The following is a 15,563-nucleotide window of genomic DNA, read 5'->3' as shown; positions in this document are numbered from 1 at the left end:
GGGATCTCCTGCCGTACGCGTTCCTGCGTCCGCCCAGCCTAAACAGCCCGGGATCATGAGGGAATGCCCCACGCATGGCGCGGGCAATCGCGACTCCCGCAGCACCTTAACGGCCCGCCCTCACGCGTCCCCCCGCCCGAACACCGGCGCCAGCACAAGCTGCGCCGCCCCTTCCGCAACCCCCAGCACCCCACCCCCCGCAAGCCGCACCGGCACCGTCGTCTCCCCCGTACGCTCCGCACGCGCCGCCAACACCGCCTGCACCCCCTCCACAAACGCCCCGGCCCCCGCCTCGATCGTCCGCCCCCCGAGGAGGACCAGGTCAATATCCAGCAACCCCACCAGATTCGCCGCAGCCGCCCCCAGCACCCGCGCCGCCTCCTCGACCTCCCCCCGAGCCACCGCACCCAGACAGAGCACCTCCACGCACCCCCGGTCCCCGCACCCGCACGGCGGCCCGTCCAACTGCAGCACCTGGTGCCCGAACTCCCCCGCCCCCGTCCGCGGCCCCCGGTGCACGCTCCCGCCGATCACCAGCCCCGCCCCCAGCCCCGTCCCCAGGTGCAGATAGGCGAACGAACCGCCCACTCCCCCGACCGCAAGCCGCAGCGCCGCCGCGTTGGTGTCCTTGTCGACGACCACCGGCACATCCAGCCGCTCCGCCAGCGCGTCCCGCAGCGGAAAGCCGTCCCACTCGGGAAACCCGGTCACCCGGTGCAGCACACCCCGCCGGTGATCGAGCGGCCCCGGCAGCGCCACCCCCACCCCGAGCAGCGCACGCCGGCTTCCGTCCACCTCCACCCGCAGCGATTCAACAACCCCGGCCACTCCCGCGAGCACCTCATCCGCCCCCGCCCCCAGATCCAGCGGCGCCCTCCGCCGGGCCACCACCGCCCCGTCAAGGTCGACCAGCACCGCCCGCGTCTCGTCGCGGTCCAGATGCACGCCCACCGCGTGCCCGGCCTCCGGCACCAGGCGCAGCACCGTGCGCGGCTTGCCGCCCGTGGATGCCCGGCGTCCCGCCTCCGCGGCGAGCCCGTCCTCCCGCAGCCGGGCCGTGATCTTGCTGACCGCCTGCGGGGTGAGCCCGGTCCGCTCGGCGAGTTCCAGCCGACTGATGCCCTCCGTCCCCGCGGTCCGCAGCAGATCCAGCACGAGCGCGGTGTTATGGCTGCGCAGGGCAAGAAGATTCGCCCCCAGTTGCCCCGCCCGCCCCGCGCCGCCCGCGTCACTGCCCTCGTTCATGCTCCTCACCCGCCCATTCTCCCTCCCGCTTGCACTTTGGCAACAGCGTTGCGAAAGTAGTCCCATGACTGGCACTCCCCTCCGCGTCGGCCTCGTCGGCTACGGCCTCGCGGGCTCCGTGTTCCACGCCCCGCTGATCGCCGCGACCAAGGGCCTCGCGCTCGACACGGTGGTCACCTCGAACCCCGAGCGGCAGCAGCAGGCCCGCGCCGCGTTCCCGGACGTACGCATCGCCGCGACCCCGGACGAGCTGTTCGACCGCGCCGACGAGCTGGACCTGATCGTCATCGCGTCCCCGAACAAGACGCACGTCCCGCTCGCCACCGCCGCGCTCGAGGCCGGTCTGCCGGTCGTCGTGGACAAGCCCATCGCCGGTACGGCGGCCGAGGCCCGCGCGCTGGCGGCGCTCGCGGAGGAGCGCGGACTGTTCCTCTCCGTCTTCCAGAACCGCCGCTGGGACAACGACTTCCTCACCCTGCGCAAGCTGATCGACGAGGGCGGGCTCGGCGACGTATACCGCTTCGAGTCCCGCTTCGAGCGCTGGCGCCCGCAGCTCAAGGGCGGCTGGCGCGAGTCCGGCGACCCGGCGGAGATCGGAGGTCTCCTCTACGACCTCGGTAGCCACGTCGTCGACCAGGCCCTGGTCCTCTTCGGCCCGGTGACCTCCGTGTACGCCGAGTCGGACATCCGCCGCGAGGGCGCGCGGACCGACGACGACACGTTCATCGCGCTCACGCACGAAAGCGGAGTCCGCTCCCACCTCTATGTCTCCGCGACCACGGCCCAGCTCGGCCCGCGTTTCCGCGTCCTCGGCTCGAAGGCCGGGTACGTCAAGCACGGCCTGGATCCCCAGGAGGCCGCCCTGCGCGACGGCGCACGCCCCGGCCCCGGCTGGGGCACGGAGCCCGAGGAGCTGTGGGGCCGCGTAGGCGCCGGCGAGTCCCCGGTGACCGGCGGCGGCACCCCCGTACCGACCCTCCCGGGCGACTACCCCGCCTACTACACGGGCGTGGCGCGCGCCCTCCTGGACGGCGCCCCCAACCCGGTGACCGCGCTGGAGGCGGCCGCCGCCCTCGACGTACTGGAGGCGGCCCGCCGCTCCGCCGACGAGAAGGTGACGGTGACCCTGTGACCACTCCCGAACCGACCCCGACGGTGGAGGAACTCGAGGCCCAGGAACGCCGCCTGGTCTTCCAGCGGTTCACCTACGACGACGCGTGGGCGCTCGGCTCGCTGCTGGTGGAGATGGCCCGGGAGCGCCAGGCCCCCGTGGCCATCGACATCCACCGCTCCGGCCAGCAGCTCTTCCACGCCGCCCTGCCCGGTTCGGCCCCCGACAACGACGCGTGGATCGCCCGCAAGCGCCGTGTGGTGGAGCGCTACGGTTCCGCCTCCTACCTGGTGGGCGCCCGCCACCGCGCCAAGGGCACGACCTTCGAGGCCTCCTCCCGCCTCGACCCCGACACCTACGCGGCCCACGGCGGCTCCTTCCCCATCACGGTGGAGGGCGCAGGCGTCATCGGCGCGGTAACGGTCTCAGGCCTCCCCCAACTGGAAGACCACAAGCTGGTAGTAGAAGCCCTGACCCACTACTTGACCCAGCCCCAGAACGCCTAGGAACGCGGGGAACTGCGCAAACGGGGTCTGGCGCGAAGCCCAGGCCCAGGACGCTTAGGGGCGCGGGGAACTGCGCAACGGGGTCTGGGGCGGAGCCCCAGGGACGGGAAGGGAAGGGGCGGCGGGGGCGAAAAAAGGATGACGTAGGTGAACGGCACTCACCGATAAAGCACGGCCCTCTCCACCACGCTCCAGGCCGTGCTCGTCGCCATGTAAAGCCCGGCCGCCAGCGGCATCACAGCCACGGTGACAAGCGTGAAGAAGGACATGAACGGCATCACCTTGACCACCGCCCCCACCCCCGGCACCTGCTCCCCGTCCCCCGCACCCGCTACCACCGGCTGCGCAGCCATCATGCCCCGCGACAGCCGATAGCTGAACCACGCGACCACCGCGACGACCGCGAACAGCCCGAGATAGACAAGCCCCGCCCCGCCAAACACCCCGCCGTCCCCCAGCGCATCCGCCCACCGCCCGCCAAGCGGAGCCCCGAGCAGCCGGTGCCCCAGGAGCTCATTGGCGCGCCCACCGATCGTCTCGCTCGAAAACAGGTGGTACAGCAGAAAGAACGCAGGCAGCTGCAACAGACTCGGCAGACACCCGGACACCGGCGAAACCTTCTCCGCGGTATGCAGTTCCAGCACGGCCCGCTGAAGCCTCTCGGGGTTATGCCGATGCTTGCGCCGCAGCTCAGCGATGCGCGGCTGAAGCGCCGCCCGAGCCTTCTGACCGCGCGCGGCGGCCCGCGAGAGAGGGTGGACGAGAAGACGTACCAGCGCGGTGAACAGAACGATCGCGGCGGCCGCCGCGGAGACGCCGAACACCGGCTGAAGCAGGTCAGCCAGGCGGCCGACCAGGCTGGCGAAGACGGACATGGGTGAGCCCTCCGAGGGTCTCGTCGTGCCGGAAGTACCGGAAAACCGGTATGTGAAATGGCGGCATGACGACCCGCAGCAAGGCGCGGCGGACGAACATGATGAACGAACGCGAAAAAGGTGCCGTGCCCTACGCGGCGGTCGCCGGCAGGGCGTGTCCGGGCGCCCGGGGCCGGGTGCGTCCCTTGGCGTCGGGATCGCGCTGAGGCAGGAAGGCGGTACGCCGGTCGCGGTCGCGGATGGCCGTACGCACCCGGGTGGGCGGGACGGCGGGCACGCAGCGCGCGGCGACGAACGCGCAGACGGAGAGCGCGGTGCCGGCCGCGGCGGTCGCGGCGAGCGCGACGTCGACCACGGAGAGACCACCGGCGGCGGGCAGCAGAAGCAGCACGACCGGGAGCAACGGGAGGAGCACGGAACGCACGGTCACCCACTGACGGATCACGTCGCCCCTCCCCTATCGAAACAGCCCGTACCGGAGTTATACCGGATCGACCTCACCGGGTCCCGCTCGAGCCCGCACCCCCACAACGTCCGCCACGGCACCACAGTTCCACAGGCCGGACCTTCCTGGTTCTGCGAGAACGGCCCTGCCCCGAACCGACCTCCCCCCGCGCTCTCACCTCCTGTCACCCCTCGGCAGTACGGTGTCCCCCATGCGCCCCGACACGCCTGCCGAAAACGTCGACCACACCGCCGAAGCCGCTCGACTGGAGCGGGCCGCCGATCTCTACCCCGAGGACGCCGAGGCCCTGCTCCTGCGGGCCGCCGCCCACCGGGAACTCTCCGGCGACCGCCCGGCCGCGACGACCCTCTACGACCGCCTCCTCGCCTCGGACGCGAACCTGGACCAGCCGTTCCTTGTCCGCGCCCTGAAGGCGTCGAACCTGTGGGAGTACGGCCACGAGGCGGAGGCCCGCGCGATCATCACCGGCATCCGCGCGGCGGCCCCGCGCGACCCGGCCCCTTGGGTGATCGTCGCGGAGTCCCTGGAGTCGCACGACGAGCTGGAGCAGGCGCACGAGACGTTCACGCAGGCGGTACGCCTCCTGCTGACCGAGGGGACCCGGCCTCCCCGCGCCACCCACCCGCTCCTCTTCGGCCGCCACCGCGTCCGCAGGATGCTCGGCGCGGCGCACGACGAGTGGGACGCCCTGGCGGACACCGTCCACACGCTGCCGATCACCCTGGACGAACTCCACGACCCCAAGCGCGTGTGGTCCCTGGGCTCGGAGAACCCGGCGGAACTGGAGGCGGAGATCATCCGCCTGCGCGCGGAACTGGGCGCGTTCCGCGAGGCCCTGTCCCGCCCGTTCCCGGTGGCGGTCCTGCACTGGCCGGCGAACGAGCTGGCCGAGCTGACGGAGGCGTACCCGGCCCTGGCGGAGGAGTACCCGTCCTACGAGGCCCACCTGGCGACGATAGAGGCGGCCCTGCGCGAGCTCGCGTTGTCGGGCACACCGAACCTGGGCATCGTCACGGGCACGGTCCCGTCGTACGAGGCCTTCGCGGCCTCGGAGCTCAGCTCCCCCGCCGACCCGGCCCTGCTCCCCCAGTACGCCACGACCCTGGCGGCCCGGGGCCGCGCGGTGGCGTGGCCCCCGGAGCGGACGGCCGCGTGCTGGTGCGGCTCGGGCCGGGCGTACGGGGAGTGTCACGGGGCCGACTGACCGGACGCACAGGTGCCACCACCGGTCGGTGTCGGCTGGCCGGAACCGGAGCCCGACCGCGTTCGTCTCGTGGGGAAGAAATCAACTCGGGGGAGGCCGCATGGACCAGCCATGGCTCACGATCATGCTCATCGTTGCTGCCGCCGCGGTGGCGTTGGGTGTCCACGTCATGCGCGGCGCCCTGCACCAACGGCGGGCCCTGTACCGCCTCGGCGTCCGGGGCGTCCGCACCCGCGGCGAGGTGGCCCGCAACGCCCGCCGCGAGGGCCCGACGATCCATCCCCCGCAGGTCCGCTACCAAGGCCCGCCCGTCGGCCGCCCCGACGCCCCGCGCACCCAGACCTACCGCCGCGCCCCGCTCAACCACGAGTCCCACCCCCTGTACGCGGGCGTCCCGGTCGTCGTGCGCTACGACCCGAGCGACCCGCGCCGGGTGGTCGTCGTCCACACGAAGGACGGCAGACCGGGAAACGTGTCGTACTCGGCGACGGCGAATCTCACCTGGGGGGTCTTCTTCGTGCTGTTCGGGGTGGGGATGGGCATGGCGGCGTTCCTGTAAAGCACCCGGCGACCCACTCCTCGATGCCGTCCAGCGCGGCCCGCGCCGGCGTGCCAACCGTCACTCAGCAGACGGCCCCCGGCGCAGTCGCGACCGCCCTCAGCAGATCCCGCACGAGCTCGAAATCAACGCGATCCGGCCTGCGGAACCGCAGACATCCCTTGCCCATGTCATGTCCGGCCAGCCGCTCCTCGAACGCGTCCCGGACGTCGCCGCGCATCAGATAGAACGAGATGTACTGCTTCTGACTCGCAAACGCGATCTCCCCGACCCCGCCCCGCTCATACACGGGCATGCCGTACGCCATGACCTCGTCGAACCCGCCGAGCTCGGCCCGGCACAGCCGCCGCAGCCTGCCGAGAACGTCCCTGCGCTCCTCGGGGGCCTCGGCCAGGTAGGCATCGACATCTCCTGCGCTGCTCTGCACCATGTGGGGAGTTTATTGCGGGCTTGCAGAGTCGGTGTGCGCACGCCAGTCAGCCGACGTCCCCGACCGCCTCCCGCACCTTCGGTGGCGCCGGCAGAATGCTTGTGTGCCTGGTGCGATCCCGTCCTCCCCCGGCGTCTCCGCCCGCATGAGTCGCCAGAACCGCCGCGACACCGCTCCCGAGGTGGCTGTCCGGCGCATCCTGCACGCCGACGGCCTGCGGTACCGGGTGAACGTGCCCGTGCCCGGCATGCCGCGACGCACGATCGACATCGTCTTCCCCAAGGCCAAGGTCGCCGTGTTCCTCGACGGCTGCTTCTGGCACGGATGCCCGCAGCATGCGACCAGCCCGAAGGCGAACGCCGAGTGGTGGCGTACCAAGCTCGACAAGAACATTGCGCGCGACGCCGAAACGACCGAGCATCTGACAGAGGAGGGATGGACCGTCCTCCGCTTCTGGGAGCACGAGGCCGTCGACGACGTGGCCTCCCGGATCACCGCCGTGGTGGAACCGCGACGGGAGGCCGACAACCGATCCTGAACGGAGACGGGCTCCTCACTCCTCGTCCCATTTAGTCCGTTATGAGTCCGCATGCTCGTAAAGCGGGTTGCGAGATCGATTTACTAAGCAACGACCTACACCAATAATGTGTAGGCGATGTGAACGCGGGGGCGTTGATCTGTGTCGCAGGATGCCTGCCGAACAGGCGAACGATGAACGAAAGCGGGGGCGGTCGACACATGACCGACGATTTCGATGCCATGTACGAGACGTTCCAGGCACTTCTGGAAACGTTTCCGCCCTCGGAGGCCGTCAAGCGGCTCGAACTGCTCGGCGTCGAACAACACGTCATCGAGGAGATCCGCCGGCGTCACGAGGAGCGCACGATCCGCATCAGGGAGCTCCAGGAGCCCCACGCGGTGGTCCTGGGCAACCGGGACACCTGGTACACGGGCCCGCAGGCCAAGGACAAGTGCTGGCCCGCGATCCAGAAGTTGCTCCGCAAGGACGGCTGGCCGGAGAAACCCGCCATCCAAGATCTCGACGACTCGTCCACCCGGGTCGTCTCCCTGCTCAACCACCCCAAGGAAAAGGCATTTTCGACCCGCGGCCTGGTGGTCGGGTACGTGCAGTCCGGCAAGACCACGAATTTCACCTCGGTCATGGCCAAGGCGGCCGACCGCGGCTACAAGCTCTTCATCGTGCTGGCCGGCATCCACAACGGACTCCGCCGCCAGACGCAGGCCCGACTGGTGCAACAACTCGTCGAGCCCAACCCCTCGATGTGGTCGCAACTCACGGGTCTGGACAAGGACTTCACGCCGCAGGAAAACCCCGCGGGCTACTTCGGGAAGAGCAACAAGACGCACGTCCTGTGCGTGGTGAAGAAGAACGCGACGGTGCTGCGCAAGCTGTCGCAGTGGCTGGCCAAAGCCTCCGACTACCTGGAGGACTGCCCGGCACTGATCATCGACGACGAGGCCGACCAGGCGACGGTGGCGACCAAGTCCATCAACCCGCTGATCCTCAGCATCATGAACAGCCTGCCGCGCTCCGCCTACGTCGGTTACACGGCCTCCCCGTTCGCCAACCTGTTGATCGACCCCGCCGCCGAGGACCTTTATCCCCGTGACTTCGTGGTCAACCTGCCCAAGCCCAAGGGCCACTTCGGCACCGAGGTGTTGTTCGGCCGATACGCGCTGGAGGGCGAGGACAAGGAGGACGTCGACGACGGCCACGACATGATCCGCTCGGTGCCGCAGGACGACGTGCAGTGCGTCCGCCCCGAGACGAAGGCCGACGTCGAGGGCTTCGAGCCCGTGATCACGGACAGCCTTCAGCGGGCCATCGACTACTTCTGGCTGGTCACGGCCGCCCGCAGGGTCCGTGGCACCGGCAACCCGCACAGCACGATGCTCGTCCACACGAGTGTCAACACGGCGGTGCACAACAGCTTCAAGGAGCCGTTGGAACACCTGAGGCGGAGAAGGGCCGAGTCGCTCGGCGACGCCGACGTGCTCCGGCGACTGCGCGCGCTGTGGGACGAGGAGACGGCTCGCGTCGCCGCCGAGGAGTTCGGCGAGACCAAGGTGCCGTTCGACTCGCTGCTCCCCGAGTTGCCCGGTGTCCTCGACAGCTGCCGGGTCATCATGGACAACTCCAGCAGCGAGGACCGCTTGGACTACGAGAACGGCCCGGTGGTCGGGATCGCCGTGGGTGGCAACACCCTGTCGCGTGGTCTGACGCTCGAGGGCCTGTCCGTCAGCTACTTCGTGCGGGCGGTCTCCGCCTACGACACGCTTCTGCAGATGGGGCGCTGGTTCGGGTTCCGCAACGGCTACGCCGACCTGCCCAGGATCTGGATGACGGACGAACTGGCCGAGTGGTTCCGTCACCTGGCGACGGTCGAGACAGAGATGAGGCGGGACGTCGACGTCTACATGACGGAGTCCGAGACCCCCCTGACCTTCGCGGTCCGGTTGCGCACGCACCCTTCGCTGCGCGTCACGGCAGCGGCCAAGATGCGCTCGGCGGTCACGGCCGCGTCCTCCTACGGTGGCCGGCGCGTGCAGACCCATTACTTCCGCACCGACGCCGAGTGGCTGCGCGGCAACATCGACGCAGCCCGCAAGCTGGTCGGCGCGTCGATCGCGAACGCCGTGCGGGTGGAGGACCGGTCGACCGAGGGGCGTTTCGTGTTCCGCGACGTGCCCTACGACGTGGTGACCGACTTCCTGGCGGAGTACAAGTTCCACGAAAAGTCGCCGGAGAACGACGGCGAGCTCATGAGCGCGTACATCCGCAAGCGCGTCTCCGCGGCCGGCTCCTTGCGCCGCTGGAACGTGGCCGTCGTCGGCAACCCCAAGGGAGAACCGTTCGCCTTGACGCCGAACGTGGCCGTTGGCCGGAGTGTCCGTGCCCGTCTGGCCGACACGCTGGGCCCCGAGCACGCCGACATCAAGACGCTGATGAGCCGTCGCGACGCCGCGGTCGACCTGTCGGGCGACGTGTCGAAGCTGAAGGAGGAGGAGATCATGAAGGAGCGGAAGGCGCAGCTCCCGGACACCGGACTCCTCATCCTGTACCCCATCGACAAGACGTCCGCGCCCAACCCGCCCAAGCCGACGCGTCGGCCCTTGAACGCCGAGGAGCACGTCATCGGTGTCGGCCTCGTCTTCCCCGAACCTCGCAACGCGGACAGCACCGTGGAGAAGTACATCTCGGCCGACCTCTCCGGCGTTCGCATCGAGGACGAGGACCTCAGCCTCCTGGAGAGTGAGGAGGCGTGATCGAGCCCGGATTGAACAAGCTCGTCGAGGACCGATGGAGCGCACTGGAAGCGAGGCCCACCTCCGGTGAGCACCGCCTCCGTGTGTCGCACCTCCCGGTATCGACCGACGAGGGGCCGATAGCCGCTGCCGTCGACCACGAAGGGCACCATCATCTGCTGGTGCCGGTGAACAGCCGCACCAAGGTCCGCTCCGGCCTCGACGGTCCGGTGCTGCGCCTGCGCAAGCGCCCGCTGGAGGACGAGGAGACCTACCAGACGTACGCGGACCTGGCCTGTCTCCGGGACGACTTCGAGGACCTGTTCACCAGACTGTGCGCCGATGTGCTGTCCACGGTGCAGGAAGCTCCCGAGCACCCCGTCAAGGGGCTGTATCGCGTTCTCGACCGTTGGAAGGCGTTGTTCCAGACCCAGGGGACCGCTCTGGGGCCGGAGCAGCTTGCGGGCCTGTTCGGCGAGCTGCTCGTCCTGGACCGACTGTTGCAACGCGATCCCGGCGCCCACCGCCTGTGGGTCGGTCCAAAGGGACACCGCCACGACTTCTCGACGGGCCTCGACGCGATCGAGGTCAAGGCGGCGGTGGACCCCTCCGGTCGCAAGCCCCGCATACACGGACTGGACCAGTTGGAGCCTCTGCAGGACGGCAGTCTTCACCTGGTGTGGGTCGGGCTGCACCGGATGACGACGTCGGGGGGCGGCACGGGCTTCGTGGAACTGGTCGAGCGCACGCTGCAACGCTGCGACGACGAGAGCGCCCTGCTCGGCCTCCTCTCCGAGGCGGGCTACCGCCACTTCGAGGCCGACCGTTACCGGGACGTCCGTTTCGGTGTCGGGGAGGAGACGTGGTTCAGCGTGCTCCCCGGGTTTCCCGGACTGACCGGCGGCGCGCTCGCCGCGGCCGGCCTTCCGGTCTCCGTACTGGAGGTCGAATACACCATCGACCTCACGGGCGAGGTCGCCGGCACATTGACGCCCGACGAGGTGTCGCGTGTCGTCGAGCGCATCACTCAGGAGTCCGACTGATGGAAGCCTCGTGGTATTCCCAGCCCTACCCGCCCGAGGGGGCCAGCGCCGCCGAAGGCATTCGTAACCAGCTGGGACGTCCGGAACTGGACCTGTTGACCATCCTGGTCCGGGAGTCGGCGCAGAACAGTTGGGACGCCCGCCTACCAGACTCCTCGGCACCGGTCGACTACGGCATCGACATGTGGACGGTCGGACCCGCGCACGCCGGGGCATGGCGGACTCTCCTCCCGGCCGGAGCCCCCACGAACCCCGATCACTTCCCGCTGCGCAACACGCTGAGGCACCCCGTCATCCGCGTGCTCGCCGTATCCGACCGGGGGACACGTGGCTTGGGAGGTCCGACGCGCGCCAACGACGCGGTCGGTACCGATCGGGACTTCGTGTCGTTCATCCGCAACATCGGCGAGCCCCGTGACAGGGCTCTGGGGGGCGGCACGTACGGCTTCGGAAAGGGCATCTTCTACCTGCTCTCCAAGTCCGGCTCCGTGCTGGTGCACTCCCGTTGCCGCACCTCCGATGGAGGCTACGAGACCCGTCTCATCGGGTGCACGCTCTGGAAGAGTTACGTGGCCACCGAGCGCGGAGAAGACCGTCGCTACACGGGCCGGCACTGGTGGGGTGACACCTCTGGCGACGTGGTCGAGCCCTTCGTGGGCACGGCGGCCGACGCCGCCGCCCAGCGGCTGGGTCTGCGGCCGTTCGGCCCACAGGAGACGGGCACGACCGTGGTGGTGATCGACCCGAACCTCGACGAGTTCGAGCAGCCGACGGACGCGGCCGACTACCTGGCCGAGACGATCGCCTGGCACCTCTGGCCCAAGATGATCTCGACGGACGGCAAGCCCCCCGCAATGCGCTTCTCCGTCACCTGCGACGGCGTCCTGTACGAGGTACCGGACCCTCGCACCACGTCCCCGCTGCACATGTTCGTCAAGGCGTACGAGGTGATGAAGAGTGGGCAGGGCCGTGACCTCTCATGTCTGAAGCCGAAGAAACATCTGGGTCGTCTCGGCCTGGACAGGCGCATCATGCCGGCGCTCGAACGGTCCCGTGCCAGGGAGCTTCTCGGCATCGACGACGTCGTTCATCACATGTGCCTGATGCGCCCGGCAGAACTAGTCGTCACCTACCGTCCGGGACCGAAGCCGCCCAGCATTCATCAGGGCTACGCGGGCGTCTTCCGAGCCGACGAGTCCATGGACGAGGTCTACGCCAAGGCCGAACCACCCACCCACGACGCCTGGAACCCTCACTCGCTGGAGCGGCCGGAGAGCACTTACGTCCACACCACGTTCACCCGTATCAGCGAGGCGCTGAACGGGTTGCTCTCCCTCAACGGGAACGCCGGCCAGGGCGCAAGCACCGTGGCCCTGGGAGCCGCCAGCTCGTACTTCTCCGGCCTGGTGGGCGGAGCATGGGGCATCGGCGGAGCCACCGACTACTCCAAGCCGGGCAGCACCGCCACCCGGTCGACCGACGTCGACGACGACACCGGTGGACGCGGACGGCGGACCACGAGGAAGGGCCGGGCTGCTGGAGCGGCGACTGCCGGTGGTGGGTACCAGGCGGACGCCGGTGCGTCGCACGGTACGAGCGACTCGACGCCTCGCCGACGCCCCCGGGTCCAGTACGTCGGCGACCCTTACTACGAGGACCACGGGGAGAGCACTTTGCTGGTGCAGGAGTTCCGGCTACCCGTGCCCGGTCCGCAGCGCGTCCGGAGCGACCTGGCCGTCACGCTGCCGGGAACGGGTGGACGCGAGACGGACCCGCCCATCGGGGCGACCATGCCCGTGCTCGTCGGTTGGCGGGACGCGGCGGGGCGCGTGCACGACGGCGACCCCTGCGTCGTCGAGGGGAGCGATGCTCTGTGGCGTGTGCTTGTCCGTCCCGCCCCTGACACCATGACCGAGATCGGCATCAAGGTCGAGGGAGTGAAGGAGTCGTGACCCGCCGCGTCCTTCCCTACCGCGTCCCGACGGAGGACGTCGTCGCGGCGCAGTCCTGGCGGCTTGTCGTCGAGGACGGCGAGGTGCCGTTGCCTGAAGCCATGCCTGACTGGGACTACCAGATGGACCTGCTCCTGCGCCGGACCGTTCGCGTCGATCTCGAACGCGCACGACGCCAGTCGGGACTGCCCGACGACGCGCCGCTCGTGCTGTCCGCAGTTTGGACGGCCACCGGTTCCAACCTGAGCGGTCCGGCCCAGCAGGTCCGGATGCCCGCGCAAGCCACCGGCACTGCCGAGTTCGACTTCCGTCTGCGCGGCGCCGACCTGGGAGGCGTGGTCCTCCTGGACACCGCGCTACTGCTCGCCGAACGCAGGGTCGACGCACGCCCCTCAACCCCCCGCAGAGCTGGATCGGTGCTGTGGAGCGACCGACAGACTCTGCGACTCCAGGGTGACGCACCGCAGTTCCCCATGGCTGTCATCGACTTCGCGCGGACGTCGTTCCCCGACGATGCCGCTTGGCACCTGCAGATCAGCGGCGGTCTCGACAGCGCGACCATGGGTTCCCTGCTGCTCCTCGTCAACGAGCGCAACAGCACCACCGCCAGTGCCTTCCGGAAGGCGTCGAAACCCGGCCCCGTCGACCGGGTCGTGCTGTCCGCCGTCTACGCGGACGCGGCACGCACCATGGTCGAGCATGCGCTCAACCAGGACGACTTCACCGAGGACACCGACTTTTCCGAGGGATCACTGGGAGCCACCCTCCTGAACCTCGTGGAACAGCTCTTCCCCGGACAGTCGATCACCGACATCCGACTGCGCCGACAGCAGTCCCCTGCCTTGTTCGCCTCCGACCTGCAGGCGGCAGTGAAGATCTTCAAGGTGTAGACATGGGCTTCCTCTATCCTCGGCTGCTCGCGGACCAGGCGAGTCCGCTGTTCCACGAGTACCGCGAGCTGTCCGTGACCGAACTGGCCGCCCGCGTCGACGTGACGCACGAATCCGCCGTCTACGTGGCGACGGGGGGAGACCGGGTCCCCGAGTCTCGTCTGAAGGAACTACGGGAGGGCGTGCTCGACCTCGCGAGACGGGCAGGCTTCCCCGACGACTCGGACCGTGCGCACAACTCCGAGTTCGACCTGGCCTTGGCCGCGTTCTTGCACTCCGAGACGGGCATGGTGCCGGCCGAGGCCGCGGCCCGGGACGTGTGGGCGTTCCTCGCGCTGGTCCTGATGCCGGACGTGGCCTTCTGGCGCTATCCGCAGCCACCGGGGGACCGCATCCTCGCCACGGACCTGACGCGTCATGTGTTCGGTCGGCTCTGGTGGCGGGCCCAGTTGGTTCGGGCGCCTGAGGATCCGGAGCCGTACCACGCGCTGCAGATCCTGGGAGAAGCCGCATTCGACCAGATCTACGCCCGCCGTGCCGCGCTGGGTGGGAGCCCTCATCTCGTGCGTGCCATCCTCCGGGTCTGGAACGGCGTGGATCTGACCGGGCTCAAGAGGCGCGAAACGCTGCAGGACTTCCTCAAGCGTCTGCTCCGCCTCGCCCCCTTCGTGCTGTTCGACGGCATCGACGAGCAGGCTCTGGACCACGAGTTGCGTGCCGTAGCCCAAGAAGCAGTCGATGCCCAGCGCGGATCGTCTTCGACCGGCCCGGCACCTACGCCCTCGATCCCCGCTCAGCAGATGGGCGAGGTGAAAGCACCCACCGCCGTCGATTCCGCCCCACAGCCCGTACCTGCGCCCGCCACTGTCGACCGGCGGTTCACGTCGGTGGAAATCTGCGCAGGAGCCGGAGGCCAGGCCCTTGGACTGGAGGCAGCCGGCTTCGACCCGGTCGTGCTGATCGACAGCAAGCCCGACGCCTGCTCCACCCTCATCCGGAACCGCCCCCGGTGGGAGACCATCTGTATCGACCTCGCGCAGTTCCAGCCGGACGAGCGCCCCGACGTGATGAACGTCGATCTTCTCAGCGGTGGGCTGCCCCGGGTGAAGTCGGTGGCGACCCTTTCCTGCCCCGAGGACGCCGAGGAGCGCCGGGTTCTGCGCGTGGCGATCGACCTAGCATGGAGAATCGGACCCCGCGCCGTCGTTTTCGAGAACGTGCCCGAACTCGTCGAAGGACAGGAATTCGAGTCGGATCGGCACTGGATCGAGAGCACACTGGCGCAAATCGGGCTGCGATGCAGTTGGAAAGTGTTGAACGCGTCGGATTTCGGTGTACCGCAGAATCGGAGAAGCGGCTTTCTCGTCGCGATGCGCGAGCCGTGGTACGGCGCCTTCTCGTGGCCCGAGCCGAGCGGGACCCCGACCCCCACCGTGGGTCAAATCCTGGGCCCCTCCATGGCGTCCTGCGGCTGGTCCGGCGCCGGGACGTGGGCCAGGAACGCCGACCGGATCGCCCCGACCCTCGTCGGCGGCTCCGACCGGCGCGGGGGCGCCGATCTCGGCCCCACAGGCAGCAAGAAGGCCTGGGCCACATTGGGAGTGAACGGCAACAGCCTGGGCGACGAGCCGCCCGGTGCCGACTTCTCCCCGGCCGACATGCCCAAGTTGACCGTGGAGCAGGCTGCGCTCATCCAATCCTTCCCCACCGAGTGGACGTTCGTCGGTGGCAAGACCTCCCGCTACCGCCAGATCGGCCATGCCATGCCCCCGCCTCTGGCCACTGCTGTGGGCCGCAGCATCGCGGCAGCACTGCGCAGCTAGTGCCGCATCAGGCAACGTTCGCCCCCGCAGCAATCTTCGGCCCTCGTCGTCATCGATCTCCCGTACCTGCACCCGTTCGGCGGGCACGAGTGACTAACCTCGCGCTTTCACGAGGTGGCCTGTCCAGTGGTTGATCAGAAACGCAGAAGTGCCTCTGACCAGCAAGAATGAGGATTGTCGAGGTCCTTGTTC

General features: G+C 69.4%; 14 protein-coding genes. 10 read left to right on the top strand and 4 right to left on the bottom strand.

Annotation, left to right across the window (positions count from 1 at the left end):
• Positions 1–120: 120 nt before the first annotated feature.
• Positions 121–1,245: an ROK family transcriptional regulator gene (locus AB0L56_RS27215; protein WP_365427602.1), complete on the bottom strand. Its 1,125-nt coding sequence runs from the start codon at positions 1,243–1,245 to the stop codon at positions 121–123.
• 64 nt (positions 1,246–1,309) lie between these two features.
• Between AB0L56_RS27215 and AB0L56_RS27210 the strand changes: the two genes are divergently transcribed.
• Together AB0L56_RS27210 and AB0L56_RS27205 are read left to right on the top strand one after the other, a co-directional pair.
• On the top strand, positions 1,310–2,377 hold the full coding sequence (locus tag AB0L56_RS27210) for a Gfo/Idh/MocA family oxidoreductase (protein ID WP_365427599.1): 1,068 nt from the start codon (positions 1,310–1,312) through the stop codon (positions 2,375–2,377).
• The gene (locus tag AB0L56_RS27205) at positions 2,374–2,862 is read left to right on the top strand and encodes a heme-degrading domain-containing protein (RefSeq protein WP_365427596.1); all 489 of its coding nucleotides are present in this window, start codon (positions 2,374–2,376) and stop codon (positions 2,860–2,862) included. The genes AB0L56_RS27210 and AB0L56_RS27205 overlap by 4 nt, the downstream gene beginning before the upstream one ends.
• A 158-nt stretch (positions 2,863–3,020) precedes the next feature.
• Here AB0L56_RS27205 and AB0L56_RS27200 read toward each other — a convergent pair whose 3' ends face one another.
• Together AB0L56_RS27200 and AB0L56_RS27195 are read right to left on the bottom strand one after the other, a co-directional pair.
• Positions 3,021–3,737: a YidC/Oxa1 family membrane protein insertase gene (locus AB0L56_RS27200; protein ID WP_365427593.1), complete on the bottom strand. Its 717-nt coding sequence runs from the start codon at positions 3,735–3,737 to the stop codon at positions 3,021–3,023.
• Between the two features lie 130 nt (positions 3,738–3,867).
• Complete coding sequence (locus AB0L56_RS27195) at positions 3,868–4,182, bottom strand: DUF6412 domain-containing protein (protein WP_365427590.1); 315 nt, start codon at positions 4,180–4,182, stop codon at positions 3,868–3,870.
• Between the two features lie 211 nt (positions 4,183–4,393).
• Here AB0L56_RS27195 and AB0L56_RS27190 point away from each other — a divergent pair, with 211 nt between their 5' ends.
• Both AB0L56_RS27190 and AB0L56_RS27185 read left to right on the top strand, forming a co-directional pair.
• Positions 4,394–5,407: an SEC-C domain-containing protein gene (locus tag AB0L56_RS27190; RefSeq protein WP_365427587.1), complete on the top strand. Its 1,014-nt coding sequence runs from the start codon at positions 4,394–4,396 to the stop codon at positions 5,405–5,407.
• 100 nt (positions 5,408–5,507) lie between these two features.
• Positions 5,508–5,966: a DUF3592 domain-containing protein gene (locus AB0L56_RS27185; RefSeq protein WP_365427584.1), complete on the top strand. Its 459-nt coding sequence runs from the start codon at positions 5,508–5,510 to the stop codon at positions 5,964–5,966.
• A 64-nt stretch (positions 5,967–6,030) separates the two neighbouring features.
• Here AB0L56_RS27185 and AB0L56_RS27180 read toward each other — a convergent pair whose 3' ends face one another.
• Entirely contained in the window at positions 6,031–6,396 is a 366-nt protein-coding gene (locus AB0L56_RS27180; protein ID WP_365427581.1) for a DUF1801 domain-containing protein, read from the bottom strand.
• Positions 6,397–6,541: 145 nt separating this feature from the next.
• Here AB0L56_RS27180 and AB0L56_RS27175 point away from each other — a divergent pair, with 145 nt between their 5' ends.
• From AB0L56_RS27175 to AB0L56_RS27150, 6 genes are all read left to right on the top strand, one after another.
• Positions 6,542–6,934, top strand: a complete 393-nt coding sequence (locus tag AB0L56_RS27175) for a very short patch repair endonuclease (RefSeq protein ID WP_365427731.1) — start codon at positions 6,542–6,544, stop codon at positions 6,932–6,934.
• 200 nt (positions 6,935–7,134) lie between these two features.
• On the top strand, positions 7,135–9,684 hold the full coding sequence (locus tag AB0L56_RS27170; protein ID WP_365427578.1) for a Z1 domain-containing protein: 2,550 nt from the start codon (positions 7,135–7,137) through the stop codon (positions 9,682–9,684).
• Entirely contained in the window at positions 9,681–10,706 is a 1,026-nt protein-coding gene (locus AB0L56_RS27165; protein ID WP_365427575.1) for a PD-(D/E)XK motif protein, read from the top strand. Before AB0L56_RS27170 ends, AB0L56_RS27165 begins: the two co-directional genes overlap by 4 nt.
• Positions 10,706–12,658: a hypothetical protein gene (locus AB0L56_RS27160; RefSeq protein WP_365427572.1), complete on the top strand. Its 1,953-nt coding sequence runs from the start codon at positions 10,706–10,708 to the stop codon at positions 12,656–12,658. Before AB0L56_RS27165 ends, AB0L56_RS27160 begins: the two co-directional genes overlap by 1 nt.
• Positions 12,655–13,548 carry a hypothetical protein gene (locus tag AB0L56_RS27155; protein ID WP_365427569.1) on the top strand — a complete coding sequence of 298 codons (894 nt, stop codon included), beginning with the start codon at positions 12,655–12,657 and terminating at the stop codon, positions 13,546–13,548. The genes AB0L56_RS27160 and AB0L56_RS27155 overlap by 4 nt, the downstream gene beginning before the upstream one ends.
• Before the next feature lie 2 nt (positions 13,549–13,550).
• Complete coding sequence (locus tag AB0L56_RS27150; RefSeq protein ID WP_365427566.1) at positions 13,551–15,371, top strand: DUF6339 family protein; 1,821 nt, start codon at positions 13,551–13,553, stop codon at positions 15,369–15,371.
• Positions 15,372–15,563: the final 192 nt, after the last annotated feature.

Source organism: Streptomyces sp. NPDC052079 (assembly GCF_040680275.1).
In the GTDB taxonomy this organism is placed as follows: Bacteria; Actinomycetota; Actinomycetes; order Streptomycetales; family Streptomycetaceae; genus Streptomyces.
Note: the sequence above shows the minus strand (reverse complement) of the source record. Positions and strands in the feature narration are given on the sequence as shown.

Bases quoted from the DNA above. Each gene is read 5' to 3' on its own strand.
- AB0L56_RS27215 (WP_365427602.1), bottom strand. From the start codon at position 1,245: ATGAACGAGGGCAGTGACGCGGGCGGCGCGGGGCGGGCGGGGCAACTG.
- AB0L56_RS27210 (WP_365427599.1), top strand. From the start codon at position 1,310: ATGACTGGCACTCCCCTCCGCGTCGGCCTCGTCGGCTACGGCCTCGCG.
- AB0L56_RS27200 (WP_365427593.1), bottom strand. From the start codon at position 3,737: ATGTCCGTCTTCGCCAGCCTGGTCGGCCGCCTGGCTGACCTGCTTCAG.
- AB0L56_RS27190 (WP_365427587.1), top strand. From the start codon at position 4,394: ATGCGCCCCGACACGCCTGCCGAAAACGTCGACCACACCGCCGAAGCC.
- AB0L56_RS27185 (WP_365427584.1), top strand. From the start codon at position 5,508: ATGGACCAGCCATGGCTCACGATCATGCTCATCGTTGCTGCCGCCGCG.
- AB0L56_RS27180 (WP_365427581.1), bottom strand. From the start codon at position 6,396: ATGGTGCAGAGCAGCGCAGGAGATGTCGATGCCTACCTGGCCGAGGCC.
- AB0L56_RS27175 (WP_365427731.1), top strand. From the start codon at position 6,542: ATGAGTCGCCAGAACCGCCGCGACACCGCTCCCGAGGTGGCTGTCCGG.
- AB0L56_RS27170 (WP_365427578.1), top strand. From the start codon at position 7,135: ATGACCGACGATTTCGATGCCATGTACGAGACGTTCCAGGCACTTCTG.
- AB0L56_RS27160 (WP_365427572.1), top strand. From the start codon at position 10,706: ATGGAAGCCTCGTGGTATTCCCAGCCCTACCCGCCCGAGGGGGCCAGC.
- AB0L56_RS27150 (WP_365427566.1), top strand. From the start codon at position 13,551: ATGGGCTTCCTCTATCCTCGGCTGCTCGCGGACCAGGCGAGTCCGCTG.